The sequence below is a fragment of the Streptomyces sp. NBC_00012 genome, assembly GCF_045040875.1.
In the GTDB taxonomy this organism is placed as follows: domain Bacteria; phylum Actinomycetota; class Actinomycetes; order Streptomycetales; family Streptomycetaceae; genus Streptomyces.
Genome location: NZ_CP108309.1, coordinates 6,484,476 through 6,502,898, shown reverse-complemented (window position 1 = coordinate 6,502,898; position 18,423 = coordinate 6,484,476). Strand labels below are relative to the sequence as shown.

Genomic DNA, 18,423 nt, shown 5'->3' with positions numbered 1-18,423 from the left:
TCCGCGTACGACGGCCGACGCACCACCCCCGCACGACACTCCCCGCACCCCCGCCCCGGCCACCCGTCTGCGCACCCGTCCCATCGTCGGGCACCGGGCCCGGATCGAGGGGCTGTTGCTCGGGCTCGCCTCCGGGGACGCCGCCGGATGGCCCGCCGCCCGGCACCGGGCGGCCCGGATGCCCGAGTGGACCCGGCGGCTCACCCGGGAGCTCGACACGTTCGCCGAGCAGAACGCCACCACCACGCTGCCCGTCCCCATCGCGCTCAACCAGCCGCCCGAACCGCTGCGGCTGGGGCCCTCCGACGACGCCGAGTGGGCGGCGTTCGCCGCCGGGACCCTGCTCACGTCGGCAGCCGGTCCACTGCACGGGCTCTCCCCCGAACGCCGGATGCGGGCCGCCGTCGACGTCGCCTGGAACGCCCTGGCCGCCGAGGTCGCCGCGGCCGCCGCCCGTGCCCCCGAGGTCGAATCCGCGGTGCTCCCGCTGCGCGCCCGGATCTCGGTACGCGCCGGGCTCGGCAATCTCGCCGCCGGGCTGCGCCCGCCCGCCACCGGCCACGACAACCCGCACTACTTCGACGACGCGGCCTGCGTGAGGGCCTCCGTACTCGCCGTCGCCCACCCCGCGGACCCCGCGGCCGCCGCCGACCTCGCCGAGTTCGACGCGCGCTACACCCAGGACGGCGACGGGGTGCACGGGGCCCGCGCGATGGCGGCGGCCATCGCCGAGGCGCTGGGCGGGGCGGACGTGGACACCGCGGTGAACGCCGCGCTCGCCCAGCTCCCCGACGGCACCGAGATCGCCCGCAACGCCGTCCACGCCGTCCGGATCGCCCGCGACTTCGTCGGAGAGGCGGCGGGCGCCTTCGCCCTCGTCCCCGTGCTGGAGCATCAGATCGTCGACCACGTCTACAGCTACGGGATCGCCGCCGCCGAGACCGTCCCGGTCGCCCTCGCCCTGGCCACCGCCGCCCGCGGCCAGATCGCCCAGGCCGTTCCCGCCGCCGCCTGCCTGTCGCGGGTGGCCGACTCGGCGCCCGCCCTGGCAGGCGCGCTGACCGGTGCGCTCGGCGGAATCGGCGCCGTCCCGGACGGCTGGCGGGAGGCCTGCCGCACCCTCGCGGGCTGTGCGCTGCCCCGGCTCGCGGGGACCGATCTCATCGAACTCGCCGGGCTGCTGGCAGACACGGAACCGAAGCCCCCGGGTGGACAATTCGGACATGACATCCACGACGCCCCTGCGGCCCGAGGCCGGACCCACGACACTCACACTCGATGAACGGATCACGGGCGCACTCGTCGGCGCCGCCGTCGGCGACGCGCTCGGCGGTCCGGTGGAGGGCCGGTCCCCCGAGCAGATCGTGGCCCGCCACGGCGGGCGGATCGACGGCATCGTGGGCCCGTGGGACGGCGAGAACTGGCGCACCGCGCGCCCCATCGCCCCCTACCACAAGGGCGACGGGCACGTCACCGACGACACCTTGATGACCCATGCGCTGGTGCGGGTGTACGGCACCGTGCGCGACCATCTCGACGCCTACGCGGTCGCCGGTCATCTCGTGCCCGAGCTGATCTCGGGGCCCCGCTGGATCCCGGAGCTGGAGGCCGAGGCGCTGCCGCTCCAGCGGATCTTCCTCGCCGAGAAGTGGATCGTCGCCCGGCTGCACTACGGCCACGTCGATCCGCGCGAGGCGGGCAACGGCAACATCGTCAACTGCGGTGCGGCGATGTACATGGCCCCGGTCGGCCTGGTCAACGCCGCCCACCCGGAGGCCGCGTACGCCGAGGCGCTGGATGTCGCCGGCGCCCACCAGTCGAGCTACGGAAGGGAGGCGGCCGGGGTCTTCGCGGCAGCCGTCGCCGCCGCCTGCGCACCCGGCGCGACCCCCGCCACCGTCGTCGACACCTGCCTGTCGCTCGCCAAGGACGGCACCCGGTCGGCGATCGAGGCGGTGTGCGAAGTGGCCGCGGAACAGAGCGACTTCGAGTCGGCGCTGGTCCCCTTGCGCGCCGCGGTCACCCCCTTCGACACGGTCGGCCCCGACTACCGCGCCCCGTCCCTCGGCGCCCGCAGGCCGTCCCGGCTGCATGCCATCGAGGAGCTTCCGATCGCGCTCGGGATGCTGCTCGTCGCGGGTGGCGACTACCGGCACACGGTCCTCGGCTCGGTCAACTACGGCCGGGACTGCGACTCGATCGCCACGATGAGCGGCGCCCTCGCGGGGGCGCTCCACGGCGAACGGGCGATCCCCGCCGACTGGGTGCAAACGGTCGCCGGGGCCAGCCGCCTCGATCTGCACGCCCCCGCCCGGACCCTGGCGGACGTCGCCCGCGAGGTGTTCGTACGGGACACGGCCCGGCGCCGCGCGCACGAGTCGGCGTTCGCCTCGCTGGCAGGTACGCCATGACCGTACGGGTGACATGGGTGCAGCCCGAGGACCTCGTCGGGCACGAGCTGCGTCAGGCGGCCGAGGACGGGCGCGACGCGCGGGCCGTCGCACGCCGGTGGTACGAGGCGGGCGGCGCCCCCGCCCCGGAACGCGCGGGCGCCTCCACCCCGCCGGCGCCGGAGCTGCGCGCGCTCGCCGAGCGGCTGCTCGACGAACTCGCCCTGCTGGAGTCGCCGTTGGAGAAGGACGAGCCGACGGAGCAGGCCGCGATCCGGGCCGCGTGCCCCGACTGGCCGGCGCCCCGGCCGGACGCGCCGCCGGTGACCCGGCACCGGCTGCACGCCGCCTGGCTGGGCCGGGCGGCCGGCTGCCTGCTCGGCAAGCCCGTCGAGAAGCTGCCGCTGGACGGCATCCGCGCCCTGGCCCGCGCCACCGGCAACTGGCCGCTCACCACCTGGTTCACCGCCCGGAACCTGCCGGCCCCGCTGGCCGCCACCTACCCCTGGAACCGTCGCTCCGCAGCCAACTCGCTGGCCGAGAACATCGACGGCATGCCCGAGGACGACGACCTCAACTACCCCTTGCTCACCGTGCTGTTGCTCCAGCGGTACGGCCAGTCCTTCACCACCGGCGATCTGGCGAGGCTCTGGCTCGACGAGCTCCCGGCCGGCCGGACGTTCACCGCCGAGCGGGTCGCGTACCGCAATCTGCTGGACGGCGTCGAGCCCCCGCACACGGCCCGGTACCACAACCCGTTCCGGGAGTGGATCGGCGCGCAGATCCGGGCCGATGTGCACGGCTGGACCCATCCGGGCGACCCGGCGGCCGCTGCGGAGCAGGCCCATCGGGACGCCGTGCTCAGCCACACCGCCAACGGGGTGTACGGGGCGATGTTCACCGCCGCGGCGCTAGCCGAGGCGGCCGGCGGCGGGAGCGATGTGCACGGGTGTCTGGCCGCCGGGCTGCGCGTCGTGCCGCCGCGTTCGCGGTTCGCGCGGGCGGTGCGCTTCGGTGTGGCGGCGGCCCGCGACAATGCCGACTTCGACGCGGTGGCCGACCGGCTGCACGCCGAGTACGGCAGGTACCACTGGGTCCATGTGCTGCCCAACGCCGCGCTGCTCGCCGCCGCCCTCACCCATGCCGACGGCGACTTCTCGCTCTCCATCTGCCTGGCCGTGTCGGGCGGCTGGGACACCGACTCCAACGGCGCGACGGCCGGTTCGCTCGCCGGGCTGCTGGCCGGGTCCGCACAGCGGCTGCCCGACCGCTGGACCACCCCGCTGAAGAACCGGCTCGCCTCGTCCGTCCCCGGTTTCGACGCCATCGGCTTCGACGAACTCGCCGAACAGACCCACCGGCTCACTCACAAGGAGGCACTGTGCCCATGACCGGCATCGCGGTGCTAGGCAGCACCAACATGGACCTCGTCGCATACGTCGAACGGGCTCCGGGGCTCGGAGAGACCGTCACCGGACGGGAGTTCCGCACCGTCCCGGGCGGCAAGGGCGCCAACCAGGCCGTCGCCGCCGCCCGCGCCGGCGGCGAGGTGATGATGATCGGCGCGGTGGGCGACGACGCGTACGGCACCCTGCTCCGGTCCGGCCTGGAGCACGCGGGCGTCGACACCGATCTGCTGCACACCGCCGAGGGCCCCAGCGGCACCGCGCACATCGTCGTGGACGACACGGGGGCCAACTCCATCGTGGTGATCCCCGGCGCCAACGGCACCGTCACCGCCCTCGGCCCCGGCGAGATGGCCGCCATCGCCGGAGCCGATCTGCTGCTCCTCCAGCTGGAACTGCCGCTGTCCGCGGTGATCGAGGGCGCACGGGCGGCCCACGCCCAGGGCGTACGGACCATCCTCACCCCGTCCCCTGTGCAGCCCCTGCCCGCCGAACTCCTGGACTGTGTCGATCTGTTGATCCCCAATGAGCACGAGGCGGCCGCGCTGACCGGCTTCACCGACCCCCATGCGGCGGCGCGCCATCTGCTCAGCCAGGTCCCCGCGGTGATCGTCACGCTCGGTGCGAAGGGCTGCCTGTACGCGGCCCGGGGCGGCGAACCCGTCGTCTTCCCCGCCCCCGAGGTCACCGCCGTCGACACCACGGGGGCGGGCGACACCTTCGTCGGGACACTCGCCGTCGCGCTCGGCGAGCGGCGGCCCGTGCCCCAGGCGCTGGCCTGGGCGTCGTCGGCCGCCGCGCTCTGCGTACAGCGGCCGGGCGCCTCGACGTCCATGCCGTACCGCACCGAGATCGACGCCGCGTGAACGCGCCCGCGCAGGCCCCCCTGACCGGACTGCGGGTCGTCGACCTCGCCACGCTCTTCGCCGGTCCGCTCTCCGCCACCATGCTCGGCGACTTCGGCGCCGAGGTGATCAAGGTCGAGCATCCGCGCAGGCCCGACCCCTCGCGCGGGCACGGCCCCACGAAGGACGGCGTCGGCCTGTGGTGGAAGCTGCTCGGCCGCAACAAGCGCAATCTGACCCTCGACCTGTCCACCCCCGGCGGCCGTGACGTCCTGCTGCGGCTGGCCGCCGAGACCGATGTGATCATCGAGAACTTCCGGCCGGGGACGCTGGAGCGCTGGGGCCTGGGCTGGGCGGAGCTGCACGCGGTCAACCCGCGGCTGGTCCTGGTCAGGGTCACCGGGTTCGGACAGTTCGGCCCGTACGCGCACCGCCCCGGCTTCGGCACCCTGGCCGAGGCGATGAGCGGGTTCGCCGCGATCACCGGGGAGCCGGACGGGCCGCCCACGCTGCCGCCGTTCGGGCTCGCCGACTCGATCGCGGCGCTGGCCACCGCGTACGCCGTGATGGCGGCGCTCGCCGGGCGCGAGCGCACCGGCCAGGGGCAGATCGTCGACATGGCGATCATCGAGCCGATCCTGACCGTGCTCGGCCCGCAGCCCATCTGGTACGACCAGCTCGGTTACGTACAGCCGCGCACCGGCAACCGCTCCCGCAACAACGCCCCGCGCAACACCTACCGCACCTCGGACGGGCACTGGGTCGCGGTCTCCACCTCCGCGCAGTCGATCGCCGAGCGGGTGATGCGCCTGGTCGGCCGGGCGGAACTGATCGACGAGCCCTGGTTCGCCGCAGGCTCCACCCGCGCCGAGCACGCCGACGAGCTCGACGAGGCGGTCGGCAACTGGATCGCCCGGCACACCCGTCAGGAGGCGGTTTCGGCCTTCGAGAAGGCCGAGGCGGCCATCGCGCCGATCCACGACGTCCAGGACGTGATGGAGGACCCGCAGTACCGGGCCCTGGACTCCGTCACCGAGGTCGACGACCCGGAGCTGGGCACCCTGCGCATGCAGAACGTGCTGTTCCGGCTCTCCGCGACACCGGGAGCGATCCGCTGGGCGGGCCGGCCGCACGGCGCGGACACCGAGGAGATCCTCACCTCACTGGGTCTGTCGGGCCCGGAGATCTCGGCGCTGCGGGCGGAGCACGTCCTGTGACGGCGTCGGTCCCGCTCACCTGGCTCTACGTCCCCGGGGACCGGCCTGAGGTGGTGCGCAAGGCGCGGGATTCGGGCGCGGACGTGGTGATCGTGGATCTGGAGGACGCGGTCGCGCCGGACCGCAAGGAGTACGCGCTGTCGGCCACCGCCGAGCTGCTCTCCGAAGCGGCCGGGGACACGGCCGTGCCGGTCCACGTCCGGGTCCACACCGAGGCGGACGTGATCGCCCTGGCCGGGCTGCCGGGACTCGCCGAGCTCCGGCTGCCCAAGATCACGCATGCGGCCTCCGTCCATCACATCGCGGCCGTGGCTCCGGGGGTCGCACTCTGTCCGCTGCTGGAGTCGGCGCTCGGCATCGAGCACGCGTACTCGGTCGCCGCCTCCCATCCCCAGGTGCGGTCCATCGCCCTCGGCGAGGCGGACCTCCGGGCCGATCTGGGGGTACGGGACGACATCGGGCTCGACTGGTCGCGCAGCCGGGTGGTGCTCGCCGCCCGCGCGGCCGGGCTCGCCCCGCCCGCCCAGTCGGTATTCCCGGACGTCCGGGACCTGGACGGTCTGTGGGCGTCCTGCGCGCACGGCCGGGCGCTGGGTTTCCTGGGCCGGGCGGCGATCCATCCCCGCCAGCTGCCGGTCATCGATCGGGCGTTCCGGCCGACGCCGCGGGAGATCGAGGCGGCGGCGGAGATCGTGGCGGCGGCCGTGGCGGACGAGGGCGCGCAGGCCCTGCCGGACGGCCGGTTCGTCGACGCGGCGGTGGTGGCCTCGGCCCGCAGGACACTGGCGCTGGCCGGCGGCTGAGCACACGCGTGGGGCCCCGGACCGATCGGTCCGGGGCCCCACGCACGGGTTCACACGGCTCAGCCGTTCTTGGCCGCTTTCGCGGTGCCGTTCTTCTCCGGCGTCCTGTCCGCATCCTTGTCGGCGTCGGCATCGGCATCGTCCGCACGCCCGGCGCCGTCGTCCTTCGAGGACTCGGCGGTGTCGTCGTCCTTCGAGAACTTGGCACCGCCGTCGTTCTCCGAGGACTTGGCATCGCCTGCCCCGCCGTCCTTCGCGGCCTCGGCCTGGGCCGCTTCCTCCGCGGCGCCCGGCTCCACGATCTCCTCGCGCCCCGGCCGCACCTTCGCCGAGATCACGAAGTACACCACGGCCAGCACGAAGACGATCAGCGCGGTCCACACGTTCAGGCGCAGGCCCAGGATGTGGTGGGCCTCGTCGACCCGCATGTACTCGATCCAGGCCCGCCCCGCGCAGTACGCGGCGACGTACAGGGCGAACACCCGGCCGTGTCCGAGCTTGAAGCGGCGGTCCGCCCAGATCACCAGCAGGGCGGCACCGATGCACCACAGCGACTCGTAGAGGAACGTCGGGTGGTAGGTGCCGGCGACCCGGTTGGGGCCCTCGCTGATCTTCAGCGCCCACGGCACATCGGTCGCCTTGCCGTACAGCTCCTGGTTGAACCAGTTGCCCCAGCGGCCGCAGGCCTGGGCGAGAGCGAGACCGGGGGCGAGCGCGTCGGCCCAGGCGGGCAGCGGGATCCCGCGGCGGCGGCAGCCGATCCAGGCGCCGACGGCGCCGAGCGCGACCGCGCCCCAGATGCCGAGGCCACCCTGCCAGATCTTGAAGGCGTCGACCCAGTTCTCACCCTCGCTGAAGTACAGCTGGTAGTCGGTGATCACGTGGTAGAGCCGGCCGCCGACCAGGCCGAAGGGCACGGCCCAGACGGCGATGTCGGCAACGGTGCCGGATCTGCCTCCCCGGGCGACCCAGCGCTTGTTGCCGAACCAGACGGCGACGAAGACACCGATGATGATGCAGAACGCGTAGCCGCGGAGCGGGATCGGGCCGAGATTGATCACGCCGGTCGACGGGCTGGGAATATAGGCAAGGTCCATGGCAAGGTCGACGCTACCTTGCCGGGTGGGGCGTACGGCAACCCACCCGACAACTTCTGGGTAACGGGCAGGTCATCGATTCCCCTTGCCGGACCCCGCCCGGGGACCGGTCAGGAGCCCGACGGGGCGGGGGTGACCGGGGCCGGCTTCTTGCCCTTGTTGGCCGCGGCCACCCACTTCTTCAGGTTCGCCTCGGTGATCGGCTCGGTCCCCTTCTTCGGGAAGATCGATTCCCCGTTGAGCAGCGCGGTCGGTGTGCCCTGGAATCCGCCGTTCTGGAACGCCGTGTTGGATTTCTTGACCCAGCTGTCGTGCTTGCCGTCGTTCACACAGCTGCGGAAGTCGGGAGTGTCGAGTCCCGGGACCTTCCCCGAGAGCTCGATCAGCTTGTCGTTGTCGCCGAAGGCGTCGACGGTCTCCTGCGGCTGGTTGCGGTAGAGCACGTCGTGATAGGCGGAGAACTTGCCGGCGTCCTGTGCGCAGGCCGCCGCGTTGGCCGCCCGCAGCGAGCCGCTGCCGCCGAGATTGCCGTCGATGATCGTGGCGAGGTGGTACTCGACCTTGATCTGTCCGCTGCTCTCCAGCTGGTGGCTCGTGTCCCGGAAGGCGTTCTCGAACTGGGCGCAGACCGGGCAGCGGAAATCCTCCCAGACGGTGAGCGTGGACGGGGCGCCGTCCGCACCGACCTGGATGGCGAGGCTGTCCTTCCCGGTCGCCCCGGACGGCGCGACCGCGGGGCCCGCCTCGTTCTTGCCGCTCTTGCCGCCCGAATTCGCGGCGATCACGCCGACGACGGCGGCCAGCGCCAGCACGCCCACCACCGCACCGGTGACGATCAGCGTGCGCCTGCGGCGCTCGCTCGCCCGCTGGCGTTCGCGCTGCTGTACGAGCCGGTCTCGCGCGGCCCTTTTTCCCTGTTCGTTCTTCTCGCTCACACCCGCAGCAACGAACCGGGGAGGCACGCGCGTGCCTCCCCGGTCCAGGTCCACTCGTTCGGATTACACCCGATTCAGCGCTTTCGAACGCCTTCGGCGAGGTCGCCCGCCAGGGAGCGGACCGCGGCCAGGCCGGCCGCCTCGTCGGGGGCGTCCAGGATCGCCTTGACGAAGGCGGAGCCGACGATCACCCCGTCGGCGAAGCCCGCGACCTCGGCGGCCTGCTCGGCGTTGGAGACCCCCAGGCCGACGCAGACCGGCAGCTCCGTCGTGGCGCGGGTGCGCAGGACCAGGTCCTGGGCCTGCTCGCCGACCGAGGCCCGGGTGCCGGTGACGCCCATCAGCGAGGCCGCGTAGACGAAGCCGGAGCCGGCCGCGGTGATGGTGGCGAGGCGTTCGTCCTTGCTGCTCGGCGCGACGACGAAGACGGTCGCGAGACCGTGCTTGTCGGCGTGCTCGCGCCACAGCCCGGACTCCTGGACCGGCAGGTCGGGCAGGATGCACCCGGCGCCGCCCGCCTCGGCGAGCTCGGCGGTGAAGCGCTCGACGCCGTACCGGTCGATCGGGTTCCAGTACGTCATGACGAGGATCGGGACACCGGTCGCCTCATGGGCCTCGCGGACCGTGCGCATCACGTCGGCGATCTTCACCCCGCCGCGCAGGGCGATGTCGTCGGCGGTCTGGATGACCGGCCCGTCGAGCACCGGGTCGCTGTGCGGCAGCCCCACCTCGACGATGTCGGCACCGCCCGCCACGACCGCCTTCACGGCCTCGATCCCGCCGTCGACGGTCGGGAACCCGGCCGGGAGGTACGCGATGAGGGCGGCCCGGTTCTCCGCCTTCGCCTGTGCGAGGGCGGAACCCAACAGCTCCACGTTGCCGCTCACTTGGTGACCTCCTCTTCCCCGTCGGCCACATCGGCCTCGACGACGCCGTCGGCCCCGTCGTACAGCCCGAAATAGCGGGCTGCCGTGTCCATGTCCTTGTCGCCGCGGCCGGACAGGTTGACCACGATCAGCCCGTCCTTGCCGAGCTCCTTGCCGACCTCCAGGGCTCCGGCCAGCGCGTGGGCGCTCTCGATGGCCGGGATGATCCCCTCGGTGCGGGAGAGCAGACGCAGCGACTGCATGGCCGCGTCGTCGGTGACCGCGCGGTACTCGCCGCGGCCGATGTCCTTGAGGTACGAGTGCTCCGGGCCGATGCCCGGGTAGTCGAGACCGGCCGAGATGGAGTACGGCTCGGTGATCTGGCCCTCGTCGTCCTGGAGGACGTAGCTGCGCGAGCCGTGCAGGATGCCGGGCTCGCCCGCGGTCAGGGTCGCCGCGTGCTCGCCGGTCTCCACACCGTGTCCGGCGGGCTCGCAGCCGATCAGCCGGACGTGCGCGTCCGGGATGAAGGCGTGGAAGAGCCCGATGGCGTTGGAGCCGCCGCCGACGCAGGCGATGGCGGCGTCCGGCAGCCGGCCGGCGCGCTCCAGGATCTGGCGGCGGGCCTCGACGCCGATGACCCGGTGGAAGTCGCGGACCATGGCCGGGAAGGGGTGCGGTCCGGCGACGGTGCCGAAGAGGTAGTGCGTGCGGTCCACATTGGCGACCCAGTCGCGGAACGCCTCGTTGATGGCGTCCTTCAGGGTCCTGGAGCCGGACTTCACCGCGATGACCTCGGCGCCGAGCATCCGCATCCGCGCCACGTTCAGCGCCTGCCGCTCGGTGTCGATCTCGCCCATGTAGATGGTGCATTCGAGGCCGAAGAGCGCGCAGGCGGTCGCGGTGGCGACGCCGTGCTGGCCGGCGCCGGTCTCGGCGATGACCCGGGTCTTGCCCATGCGCTTGGTGAGCAGCGCCTGGCCCAGCACGTTGTTGATCTTGTGCGAGCCGGTGTGGTTGAGGTCCTCGCGCTTGAGGAAGATCCGGGCGCCGCCCGCGTGCTCCGCGAAGCGCGGGACCTCGGTCAGCGCGCTGGGCCGGCCGGTGTAGTTGACCATGAGCTCGTTGAGCTCGGCGGCGAAGGCCGGGTCGTGTTTGGCCTTGTCGTACTCGACGGCGACCTCGTCCACGGCGGCGACGAGCGCCTCCGGGATGAACTTGCCGCCGAACGCACCGAAATACCCCTCGGCGCTGGGGATCAGACCCTCCGGGTCCGGAATGAAGAAGTCAGATGACATCCGACGTGCTCCTCGACATCGCAATGGGTGGATTCACCGTATGCGCCGTGAGCGGAGCGCCACCGCGACCGGTGATCGGTCGGGGCGGTGCGGTCGTACGTACGACGGGAGTGGTGCGGGTACGTCGGCCGGGGCTCGCTACGGTGCGGTCCCCGTGCGCCATCGCATGCCGTTGACCTGGCCGGGCTCGTCGCCGATCACGTACCGCACCCGCCGGCCGTGCACCCGGCGCGCGGGGGCACGGCAGCCGCGGGGGCGGCAGCCGCGCGCCAGCGGCGCGTGCGGGACCCGGGCCGTGGCTCCGGTGGGGCGCAGGCCCCGCCGGCGACGCGACGCGAGACGTTCGGCGGACACGGGTCGGGTCAGCTCCGTCCGTGTCGCAGGGCCGGGTGGGCGCCGGCGGCCACGAGGTCGGCGACGGCGGCCCGCGGGTCGCGGCCGGTGACCAGCGACTCGCCCACGAGCACCGCGTCGGCGCCCGCGTTGGCGTAGGCGATGAGGTCGTGCGGGCCGCGGACGCCGGACTCGGCGACCTTGACGATGTGGTTCGGGATCTCGGGGGCGACGCGCTCGAAGGTGGAGCGGTCGACCTTGAGGTCCTTCAGGTTGCGCGCGTTGACACCGATGACCTTCGCCCCGGCGTCCACGGCACGCTCCGCCTCCTCCTCGTCGTGCACCTCGACCAGCGGCGTCAGGCCGATGGACTCGGCGCGCTCGATCAGGGAGACCAGGGCCTCCTGGTCGAGGGCGGCGACGATCAGCAGAGCGAGGTCGGCGCCGTAGGCGCGGGCCTCCCAGAGCTGGTACGAGGTGACGATGAAGTCCTTGCGCAGCACCGGGATGTCGACCTTGGCGCGGACGGCCTCCAGGTCGGCGAGCGAGCCGCCGAAGCGGCGCTCCTCGGTGAGGACCGAGATGACGGACGCGCCGCCCGCCTCGTAGTCCGCGGCGAGCGCGGCCGGGTCCGCGATCGCGGCCAGGGCCCCCTTGGAGGGGCTGGAACGCTTGACCTCGCAGATGACGGTGACACCCTCGCCGCGCAGGGCGGCGACTCCGTCCTTGGCTCCCGGAGCGCGCGCGGCGCGCTCCTTCAGCTCGTCGAGGCTGACACGCGCCTGCCGCTCCGCGAGGTCGGCGCGTACGCCGTCGATGATCTCGTCGAGCACACTCACGCGAGCGGCCCCCTTCCGGGACGGTGATGAGATGAACAGCAGAACAGGATCAGCCATATCAATGCTATCCGCAGGAGGGCTGTCGGCCCGAATCCGGTCGGTGAATGTCCCACTACCTGGGCATTCAAGGGGCCAGAACCGTACCGAACGGTAGGTTCCGCACCACCGAGAAGATCAGCAGTACGGCCCCGATCCCCCACCAGACGACCGGCTTCGCCGCGATGCTCATGGGCCTGCCCCGCCAGGCGCGGACCGCCCAGAGGGCCCAGAGGGCGGCGAAGGCCGCGTAGCCGACGACGGCGAGCGCGTTGGAGCCGAGAGCGGCGGCGATGTCGCCGTGTGCGACGGCGTGGGCGCTTCGCAGTCCTCCGCAGCCCGGGCAGTAGAGCCCGGTGAAGCGGAGCAGCGGGCAGAGCGGGTAGTGGCCGGGCTGGTTGGGGTCGACGGCACCGACGTAACCGAACGCCCCGACGACGACGGCCATCACGCCCGCCGGTGTGGCGAGGCGCCGGACGCGCGAGGCGGGCACGGGGGCCGGCGGGAAGACCGGCGGGGACGGGCGGCCGGGAGAGGGCCCGGAGGCCGGGGCCGGCACTGCGGCGGCGGGGGTAGGCGATGCGTCCACCCGGTGATTGTCCCCGTTGACGCGGAAAGGCGCAGCCCGGGCCGGGCTGCGCCTCGTGTGCGTACGGTGCCGCGTGGTGTCAGGAGACCTGGGCCTGTGCGGCGCGGGCCCGTGCCTGGGCCATCTCCGCGGACTCCTTCGGCATGCCGAGACCCGCGGCCTTCATCGCGAGGCCGACGACGCCGCCGAGCAGGACGACGGCGATTCCGGCCCAGAAGCCGACGACGTTGGCCGCGACCATGAAGACGCCTGCGACGCAGAAGCCGATGAAGGAGATGATGACACCGGTCCAGGCGGCCGGGGTGTGTCCGTGGCTGCTGCCCGCCATGAGTTGCTCCTTGTTGGTGATGCGCTGTTGGTATCGCTGTACGCAAAGCTGGTGGCGCTGTTGGTGCCGCTGTGCTGAAAGCTCGGCTTCATTGTCCCGTACGTACAGGTAGGACGTGAGTTGGGGGTCACGTCTCGCGCGTCGGGTCCTCGCCGCGGTCCAGGGCCTTCCAGAGGTCCTCGGGCCGGTCGGGGTCCGGGGCGGTGCGGGCGGCCTTGCGGGGGCGGGGCGTGCCGTCCCGTTCGTACCGTCCCGACATGGTGGGCCAGAGCTTCCCGTAGCGCAGGGCGAGCAGCCCGGCGAGCAGGATCAGCAGGCCGCCGGCCGCGGTGACGTACGGCCACGCGGTGTGGGTGAGCGCGTCGATGGTCGCCGAGGCGTCGCCGGTGGACTGGGCGGCCTTCTCGTCGAGCGCCGCGCTGTCGGTGGCGCCGAGGCAGGCGCTCAGTCCTGCGCCGAGGCCGCTGAGGGCGAGGAGCCCGGCGACGAGCAGCCGGCCGGCGCCGCGGACCGCGAAGACGGCGACGAGGGCGGCCAGGCCGACGATGGCGAGGGCCGCCGGAAGGCCGGTGACGTCCTGGCCGTCGGCGGTCAGGGGCAGCGCGCCGCCGCCGACGGACGCCTCGCCCTCGGCCCAGGTCTGACCGGAAGCGAGCAGGACGACGGTGGCGCCCACCGCCCCGAGGAACAGGCCGGCGGCCAGGCTGCGGCGGCTTCCCGAGCCGCCGGACGCGGTGGCGGCTCGGGCACGGGGCTGGGGTACGGGGACAGCGCTCACGTACTCCACTATCCCCTACCGCCTCAGGCGCCGTGGAGCCGGTTGGCGGTATGCACCGCGCGGAGCACCGCCGCGGCCTTGTTGCGGCATTCGGTGTCCTCGGCGACCGGGTCGGAGTCGGCGACGACCCCGGCTCCGGCCTGGACGTACGCCGTGCCGTCGCGGAGCAGGGCGGTGCGGATGGCGATGGCGGTGTCGGAGTCCCCGGCGAAGTCGAGATAGCCGACGCAGCCTCCGTACAGTCCGCGACGGGTCGGTTCGAGCTCCTCGATGATCTGCATCGCGCGGGGCTTCGGGGCGCCGGAGAGGGTGCCGGCGGGGAAACAGGCGGTGAGGACGTCGAAGGCGGTGCGGCCCTCGGCGACGCGGCCGGTGACGGTGGAGACGATGTGCATCACGTGCGAGTACCGCTCGATCGACATGAAGTCGACGACCTCGACGGTGCCGGGTACGCAGACCCGCCCCAGGTCGTTGCGGCCGAGGTCGACCAGCATCAGGTGCTCGGCGCGTTCCTTCGGGTCGGCGAGGAGCTCGTCGGCGAGCGCCTGGTCCTCCTGCGGGGTGGCGCCGCGGTGCCTGGTGCCGGCGATCGGGTGGACCATCGCGCGTCCGTCCTCGACCTTGACCAGGGCCTCCGGGCTGGAGCCGGCGACGTCGAAGCCGTCGAACCGGAAGAGGTACATGTACGGCGACGGGTTGGTGGCGCGCAGCACCCGGTACACGTCCAACGCGCTTGCCGTGCACGGGGTCTCGAAGCGCTGGGAGGGGACGACCTGGAAGGCTTCGCCGGCCCTGATGCGTTCCTTCACGTCCTCGACGGCGTCCTGGTACGCCTCGCCGCCCCACCGTGCGGTGTACGGGGGCAGCTCGGACGGCGGGAGGGCGGCGGGGACGTTCTCGACCGGGCGGGAGAGGTCCCGTTCCATGGCGTCGAGGCGCGCGACGGCGTCCGCGTACGCCTCGTCGACGCCGGTCGTCAGGTCGTTGTGGTTGATCGCGTTGGCGATCAGCAGGACGCTGCCGTCCCAGTGGTCGAGCACCGCCAGGTCGGAGGTGAGCAGCATGGTCAGTTCGGGGAGGTGCAGGTCGTCCTCGGCGCTGTCGCCGATCTTCTCCAGGCGGCGCACGATGTCGTAGCCGAGATAGCCGACCATGCCGCCGGTGAACGGGGGCAGTGCGTCGTCGACGACCAGGTCGTGCGGGGTGTGCAGGGTCTCGATGGTGGCGCGCAGGGCCTCCAGCGGGTCGCCGTCGAGGGGGACGCCGACGGGCGGGACGCCCAGCCAGTGGGCCTGTCCGTCACGTGCGGTGAGGGTGGCGGCGCTGCGTACCCCGATGAAGGAGTAGCGCGACCAGGTGCGGCCGTTCTCCGCGGATTCCAGGAGGAAGGTGCCGGTGCGCTCGCCCGCGAGTTTGCGGTAGAGCCCGACCGGGGTGTCGCCGTCCGCGAGGAGCCTGCGGCTGACGGGGATGACGCGCCGGTCGACGGCAAGTTTGCGGAAGGTGTCGAGATCCATGGCGGCTGGCCCTTTACTGCGCGAGCGGGAGGACGTCGGCGTCGAAGCAGGTGCGGTCGCCGGTGTGGCAGGCGGCACCCGTCTGGTCGACCCGGACGAGGACGGTGTCGGCGTCACAGTCGAGGGCGACGGACTTGACCTGCTGGATGTGGCCCGAGGTGTCGCCCTTGACCCAGTACTCCTGACGGCTGCGGGACCAGTAGGTGCAGCGGCCGGTGGTGAGGGTGCGGTGCAGGGCCTCGTCGTCCATCCAGCCGAGCATCAGCACCTCGCCGGTGTCGTACTGCTGGGCGATGGCCGGGACGAGTCCGTCGGCACCCCGCTTGAGCCGGGCAGCGATGGCCGGGTCGAGATTGCTGGGCGGCGGCGGGGTGCTGGGCGTGGGCGCGCTGGTCATGCGCCCATTGTGCCGTGGCCGCGAGGGCGTTCCGGTGCGGCGTCCACTGGGCGGACCGGGTGCGACGGTCGTACGCTGGCGAGCATGTCGACCCATGCGAAGCGTGAACGACTTCTGCTCGCCGACCTGTTGGAGGCGGCGGGACCGGAGGCCCCGACCCTGTGCCACGGCTGGACGACCCGGGACCTGGCCGCCCATGTGGTGGTCCGGGAGCGCCGGCCGGACGCCGCGGGCGGGATCCTGCTGGGCGCGTTGAAGAACCGGCTCGAACGGGTGCAGGCCGAGTTCGCCGCGAAGCCGTACGAGGAGCTGATCCAGTTGATCCGTACGGGGCCGCCGAGGTTCTCCCCGTACGCCGTGAAGCAGGTCGACGAGGCCGCCAACACCGTCGAGTTCTACGTCCACACGGAGGACGTCCGCCGGGCCCAGCCGGACTGGTCGCGGCGGGAGCTGGACCCTGTCTTCGCCGATCTGTTGTGGGCGCGCGCCGAGAAGACGGCCCGGCTGCTGGGCCGCAGGTCCCCGGTGGGGCTGGTGCTGCGCCGCCCGGACGGCCAGACGGCGGTGGCGCACAAGGGCACCCCGGTGGTGACGGTGACCGGCGAGCCGGGCGAGCTGCTGCTCTTCGTGTTCGGGCGGCAGGACGCGGCGACGGTGGGCCTGGAGGGCGACAAGGAGGCGGTGGACCGGCTGCACACGGCGGAGCTGGGGATGTAGGCCCGCCCCGATGGCACGGGGGCGGGCTCAGGCCGGGAGTTCCGCGCGGCGCAGCCCGGCGATGGCCAGCCCCGTCACCGCCCCGCAGGCGCACACCGCGGCGCTGGCGACGAAGACCGGGCCGGTCCCCCAGATCGCGACGGCGGCTCCCGTGACCGGGTAGCTGAGCGGGGCGATCGCGTGGGTGAAGAGCGTCGAGACCGAGGTGACCCGGCCGAGGTAGGCGGGTTCGGTGACGGTCTGGATCAGGGCGCCGCACAGGGCGCCGCCGAGTCCGGCGAAGAGGCCGACGCAGACGGCCGCGACGGCGGCGAGGGCCACCGACGGGACGTGGGCCATGGCCCCGATGGCGACCGAGCCGACCAGGACCGTCAGGCACATCACCAGCCCGGCGCGCGGCACCCGGCCGCGCACGGCGAGCAGCAGGGCCGACACACCGGCCCCGATCCCGAACGCGGCGATGATCCAGCCCATGCCGGAGGCGCCCCAGCCGCGTTCCCGGGCGAGCAGCACCAGGCCGAGGTTGAGTGGGCCGGCGAAGCCCAGCTCGCTGACGGCGACGACGAGCATCAGCGGTCCGAGCAGCGAGTGGCGGCGGATGTGGCGCAGCCCGTCGACCAGGTCGTGCCAGGCGGTGCCGGAGCGTTCGGCGCTCTCCTCGGGCAGCGGACGGATCCGCAGGGACAGGAGCAGCGGCAGCGACATGGCGAAGAGCACCCCGGCCGCGGCGAAGGCGAGCGTCGGCCCGCCGAGCGCCACCGCGACGCCGCCGATCGGGGCGCCGACCACACTGGCGGTACGGATGGCCAGTCCGCGCAGTCCCTGGACCCGGGCCAGCTCTCCGGCTGCGGTGATCCGGGGCGGCAGTGCGCCGACGGCGGGCAGGAAGAGGGCGTCGACCACGCCGAAGACGAGCGCGACGGCGATCAGCAGCCACAGCGTCGGCGAGGTGAGCAGCAGCGCGCCGGCCAGGCCGAGGACGACCAGGCAGCGGACGGCGTCGCTGCCGATGACGACGCGGCGCGGTCCGATCCGGTCGGCGAGCACTCCCCCGCCGAGCATCAGGACGGCTCGGGGTATGGAGCCGGCGGCGAGGACGAGGCCGGTCTGGGTGGGGTCCCCGGTACGGGCGGCGGCCCAGGCGAGCGCCATGTAGTAGATGCTGTCGCCGATCATGGACGCGGTGTAGGCGCCGAGCCAGCGCAGGACGTTGGCGTCGCGGTGGGCGGGGCGTTCGGGAGCTTTCGCGGCCGTGACGGTGACGGTCATGAGGGGGTCCTCTCGGGGCGTCGGCTCAGGTGCGGAACGGGAATGTGTACAGGTGCACGGCGACGTTCTCGCGGCCTTCCGTCTCCCCGGCCACGTCGCGGGCGCGGCCGAGCTCCTCGTACCGGTCGATCAGCTCGTGCATCTCGCGGCCGAGCGCGGAGAGCTCCTCGGCGGTGAGCCGGGCCAGGTACTCGGAGCTGGAGGCGGCGCTGCGCCACTTTGGTGACCAGCTCTGGGCCGAGTCGAGGTAGCGGCGGAACAGCTCGATGTGCTGGTCGAAGGAGAGCCGGCCGACGGCGGCGCGCGTGGCCACCATCTCGGGGGCGTCGTCGAAGTCCTCGTCATGGAAGGTCACCCCCTTGGAGGCGGGCTGCCACCACCGCTCGCGACCATCTCTGCCCTGCTGCTCAGCCTCCTCGATCAGGCCATGGTCGGCGAGCTTGCGCAGGTGGTAGCTGACGAGCGAGACCGCCTCGTCGACCTGCTCGGCGAGCTGGGAAGCGGTGGCCTCGCGGGAGATGTAGAGGGCCCGGTACAGCTTCATCCGCAGGGGGTGTCCGAACGCCTTCAGCGTCTCCAGGTCCGAGACGCGGCGCATTTTTTTGCTTGCCATGTCCACGAACCTAGACGGGAAAGAAAAATTGCGCAATCTTTATTGCGAAAGAGAAGTTGTGGATTTTCGTGGCACGGGCACGCCGGGAACGGCACCGGAAAAGCCGATCGCCGGACGGGACACGAGGCCCGTCCGGCGATCGATGGGGTA

At 72.9% G+C, this 18,423-nt stretch carries 20 protein-coding genes; 7 read left to right on the top strand and 13 right to left on the bottom strand.

From position 1 onward, the window contains the following. Positions 1 to 67 precede the first annotated feature (67 nt). The 6 genes from OHA19_RS29795 to OHA19_RS29770 are packed head-to-tail and all read left to right on the top strand — an operon-like array spanning position 68 to position 6,661. Positions 68 to 1,282 (top strand): ADP-ribosylglycohydrolase family protein, encoded by a 1,215-nt coding sequence (locus tag OHA19_RS29795; protein ID WP_405753325.1) that lies wholly within the window; start codon positions 68 to 70, stop codon positions 1,280 to 1,282. After that, entirely contained in the window at positions 1,224 to 2,411 is a 1,188-nt protein-coding gene (locus tag OHA19_RS29790) for an ADP-ribosylglycohydrolase family protein (RefSeq protein ID WP_405752239.1), read from the top strand. The genes OHA19_RS29795 and OHA19_RS29790 overlap by 59 nt, the downstream gene beginning before the upstream one ends. Beyond that, complete coding sequence (locus OHA19_RS29785; RefSeq protein WP_405752237.1) at positions 2,408 to 3,781, top strand: ADP-ribosylglycohydrolase family protein; 1,374 nt, start codon at positions 2,408 to 2,410, stop codon at positions 3,779 to 3,781. The genes OHA19_RS29790 and OHA19_RS29785 overlap by 4 nt, the downstream gene beginning before the upstream one ends. Continuing rightward, positions 3,778 to 4,662, top strand: coding sequence for a ribokinase (gene rbsK, locus OHA19_RS29780; RefSeq protein ID WP_405752234.1), 885 nt, complete (start codon positions 3,778 to 3,780; stop codon positions 4,660 to 4,662). The genes OHA19_RS29785 and rbsK overlap by 4 nt, the downstream gene beginning before the upstream one ends. Then, complete coding sequence (locus OHA19_RS29775; RefSeq protein ID WP_405711693.1) at positions 4,659 to 5,858, top strand: CaiB/BaiF CoA transferase family protein; 1,200 nt, start codon at positions 4,659 to 4,661, stop codon at positions 5,856 to 5,858. The genes rbsK and OHA19_RS29775 overlap by 4 nt, the downstream gene beginning before the upstream one ends. Next, a complete protein-coding gene (locus OHA19_RS29770) occupies positions 5,855 to 6,661 on the top strand; it encodes an HpcH/HpaI aldolase/citrate lyase family protein (RefSeq protein WP_405711695.1) in 807 nt (268 codons plus the stop codon). Before OHA19_RS29775 ends, OHA19_RS29770 begins: the two co-directional genes overlap by 4 nt. Before the next feature lie 59 nt (positions 6,662 to 6,720). Here OHA19_RS29770 and lgt read toward each other — a convergent pair whose 3' ends face one another. The 11 genes from lgt to hisI all read right to left on the bottom strand — a co-directional run bounded on the left by lgt (position 6,721) and on the right by hisI (position 15,674). Beyond that, positions 6,721 to 7,758, bottom strand: a complete 1,038-nt coding sequence (lgt, locus tag OHA19_RS29765; protein ID WP_405711697.1) for a prolipoprotein diacylglyceryl transferase — start codon at positions 7,756 to 7,758, stop codon at positions 6,721 to 6,723. A 110-nt stretch (positions 7,759 to 7,868) separates the two neighbouring features. Next, on the bottom strand, positions 7,869 to 8,693 hold the full coding sequence (locus OHA19_RS29760; protein ID WP_405752232.1) for a DsbA family protein: 825 nt from the start codon (positions 8,691 to 8,693) through the stop codon (positions 7,869 to 7,871). A 74-nt stretch (positions 8,694 to 8,767) separates the two neighbouring features. Next, positions 8,768 to 9,580, bottom strand: a complete 813-nt coding sequence (trpA, locus tag OHA19_RS29755) for a tryptophan synthase subunit alpha (RefSeq protein ID WP_405711701.1) — start codon at positions 9,578 to 9,580, stop codon at positions 8,768 to 8,770. Beyond that, the gene (trpB, locus tag OHA19_RS29750) at positions 9,577 to 10,857 is read right to left on the bottom strand and encodes a tryptophan synthase subunit beta (protein ID WP_405711703.1); all 1,281 of its coding nucleotides are present in this window, start codon (positions 10,855 to 10,857) and stop codon (positions 9,577 to 9,579) included. Before trpB ends, trpA begins: the two co-directional genes overlap by 4 nt. A gap of 138 nt (positions 10,858 to 10,995) precedes the next feature. Next, the gene (trpM, locus tag OHA19_RS29745) at positions 10,996 to 11,211 is read right to left on the bottom strand and encodes a tryptophan biosynthesis modulator TrpM (RefSeq protein WP_405711705.1); all 216 of its coding nucleotides are present in this window, start codon (positions 11,209 to 11,211) and stop codon (positions 10,996 to 10,998) included. Positions 11,212 to 11,219: 8 nt separating this feature from the next. Further along, positions 11,220 to 12,029, bottom strand: a complete 810-nt coding sequence (gene trpC / locus OHA19_RS29740; protein WP_405711707.1) for an indole-3-glycerol phosphate synthase TrpC — start codon at positions 12,027 to 12,029, stop codon at positions 11,220 to 11,222. A gap of 124 nt (positions 12,030 to 12,153) precedes the next feature. Then, positions 12,154 to 12,654, bottom strand: coding sequence for a DUF2752 domain-containing protein (locus OHA19_RS29735; protein ID WP_405711709.1), 501 nt, complete (start codon positions 12,652 to 12,654; stop codon positions 12,154 to 12,156). A gap of 79 nt (positions 12,655 to 12,733) precedes the next feature. After that, the gene (locus OHA19_RS29730) at positions 12,734 to 12,982 is read right to left on the bottom strand and encodes an HGxxPAAW family protein (protein ID WP_405711711.1); all 249 of its coding nucleotides are present in this window, start codon (positions 12,980 to 12,982) and stop codon (positions 12,734 to 12,736) included. A 127-nt stretch (positions 12,983 to 13,109) separates the two neighbouring features. Continuing rightward, entirely contained in the window at positions 13,110 to 13,769 is a 660-nt protein-coding gene (locus tag OHA19_RS29725; RefSeq protein ID WP_405752229.1) for a TIGR02234 family membrane protein, read from the bottom strand. A 14-nt stretch (positions 13,770 to 13,783) separates the two neighbouring features. After that, a complete protein-coding gene (locus OHA19_RS29720; RefSeq protein WP_405711715.1) occupies positions 13,784 to 15,277 on the bottom strand; it encodes an anthranilate synthase component I in 1,494 nt (497 codons plus the stop codon). A 13-nt stretch (positions 15,278 to 15,290) separates the two neighbouring features. Further along, the gene (gene hisI / locus OHA19_RS29715; RefSeq protein ID WP_405711717.1) at positions 15,291 to 15,674 is read right to left on the bottom strand and encodes a phosphoribosyl-AMP cyclohydrolase; all 384 of its coding nucleotides are present in this window, start codon (positions 15,672 to 15,674) and stop codon (positions 15,291 to 15,293) included. An 84-nt stretch (positions 15,675 to 15,758) separates the two neighbouring features. Between hisI and OHA19_RS29710 the strand changes: the two genes are divergently transcribed. Then, positions 15,759 to 16,391 (top strand): TIGR03085 family metal-binding protein, encoded by a 633-nt coding sequence (locus OHA19_RS29710; RefSeq protein ID WP_405711718.1) that lies wholly within the window; start codon positions 15,759 to 15,761, stop codon positions 16,389 to 16,391. 27 nt (positions 16,392 to 16,418) lie between these two features. Here the strand turns inward: OHA19_RS29710 and OHA19_RS29705 are convergent, their stop codons facing one another. Continuing rightward, on the bottom strand, positions 16,419 to 17,660 hold the full coding sequence (locus tag OHA19_RS29705) for an MFS transporter (RefSeq protein ID WP_405711720.1): 1,242 nt from the start codon (positions 17,658 to 17,660) through the stop codon (positions 16,419 to 16,421). A 25-nt stretch (positions 17,661 to 17,685) separates the two neighbouring features. Then, the gene (locus tag OHA19_RS29700) at positions 17,686 to 18,273 is read right to left on the bottom strand and encodes an ArsR/SmtB family transcription factor (RefSeq protein WP_405711722.1); all 588 of its coding nucleotides are present in this window, start codon (positions 18,271 to 18,273) and stop codon (positions 17,686 to 17,688) included. Positions 18,274 to 18,423 lie beyond the last annotated feature (150 nt).

Coding starts and splice junctions, on each gene's coding strand:
- OHA19_RS29790 (WP_405752239.1), top strand. CDS start 1,224: ATGACATCCACGACGCCCCTGCGGCCCGAGGCCGGACCCACGACACTC.
- OHA19_RS29785 (WP_405752237.1), top strand. CDS start 2,408: ATGACCGTACGGGTGACATGGGTGCAGCCCGAGGACCTCGTCGGGCAC.
- rbsK (WP_405752234.1), top strand. CDS start 3,778: ATGACCGGCATCGCGGTGCTAGGCAGCACCAACATGGACCTCGTCGCA.
- lgt (WP_405711697.1), bottom strand. CDS start 7,758: ATGGACCTTGCCTATATTCCCAGCCCGTCGACCGGCGTGATCAATCTC.
- trpB (WP_405711703.1), bottom strand. CDS start 10,857: ATGTCATCTGACTTCTTCATTCCGGACCCGGAGGGTCTGATCCCCAGC.
- OHA19_RS29730 (WP_405711711.1), bottom strand. CDS start 12,982: ATGGCGGGCAGCAGCCACGGACACACCCCGGCCGCCTGGACCGGTGTC.
- OHA19_RS29720 (WP_405711715.1), bottom strand. CDS start 15,277: ATGGATCTCGACACCTTCCGCAAACTTGCCGTCGACCGGCGCGTCATC.
- hisI (WP_405711717.1), bottom strand. CDS start 15,674: ATGACCAGCGCGCCCACGCCCAGCACCCCGCCGCCGCCCAGCAATCTC.
- OHA19_RS29710 (WP_405711718.1), top strand. CDS start 15,759: ATGTCGACCCATGCGAAGCGTGAACGACTTCTGCTCGCCGACCTGTTG.
- OHA19_RS29705 (WP_405711720.1), bottom strand. CDS start 17,660: ATGACCGTCACCGTCACGGCCGCGAAAGCTCCCGAACGCCCCGCCCAC.
- OHA19_RS29700 (WP_405711722.1), bottom strand. CDS start 18,273: ATGGCAAGCAAAAAAATGCGCCGCGTCTCGGACCTGGAGACGCTGAAG.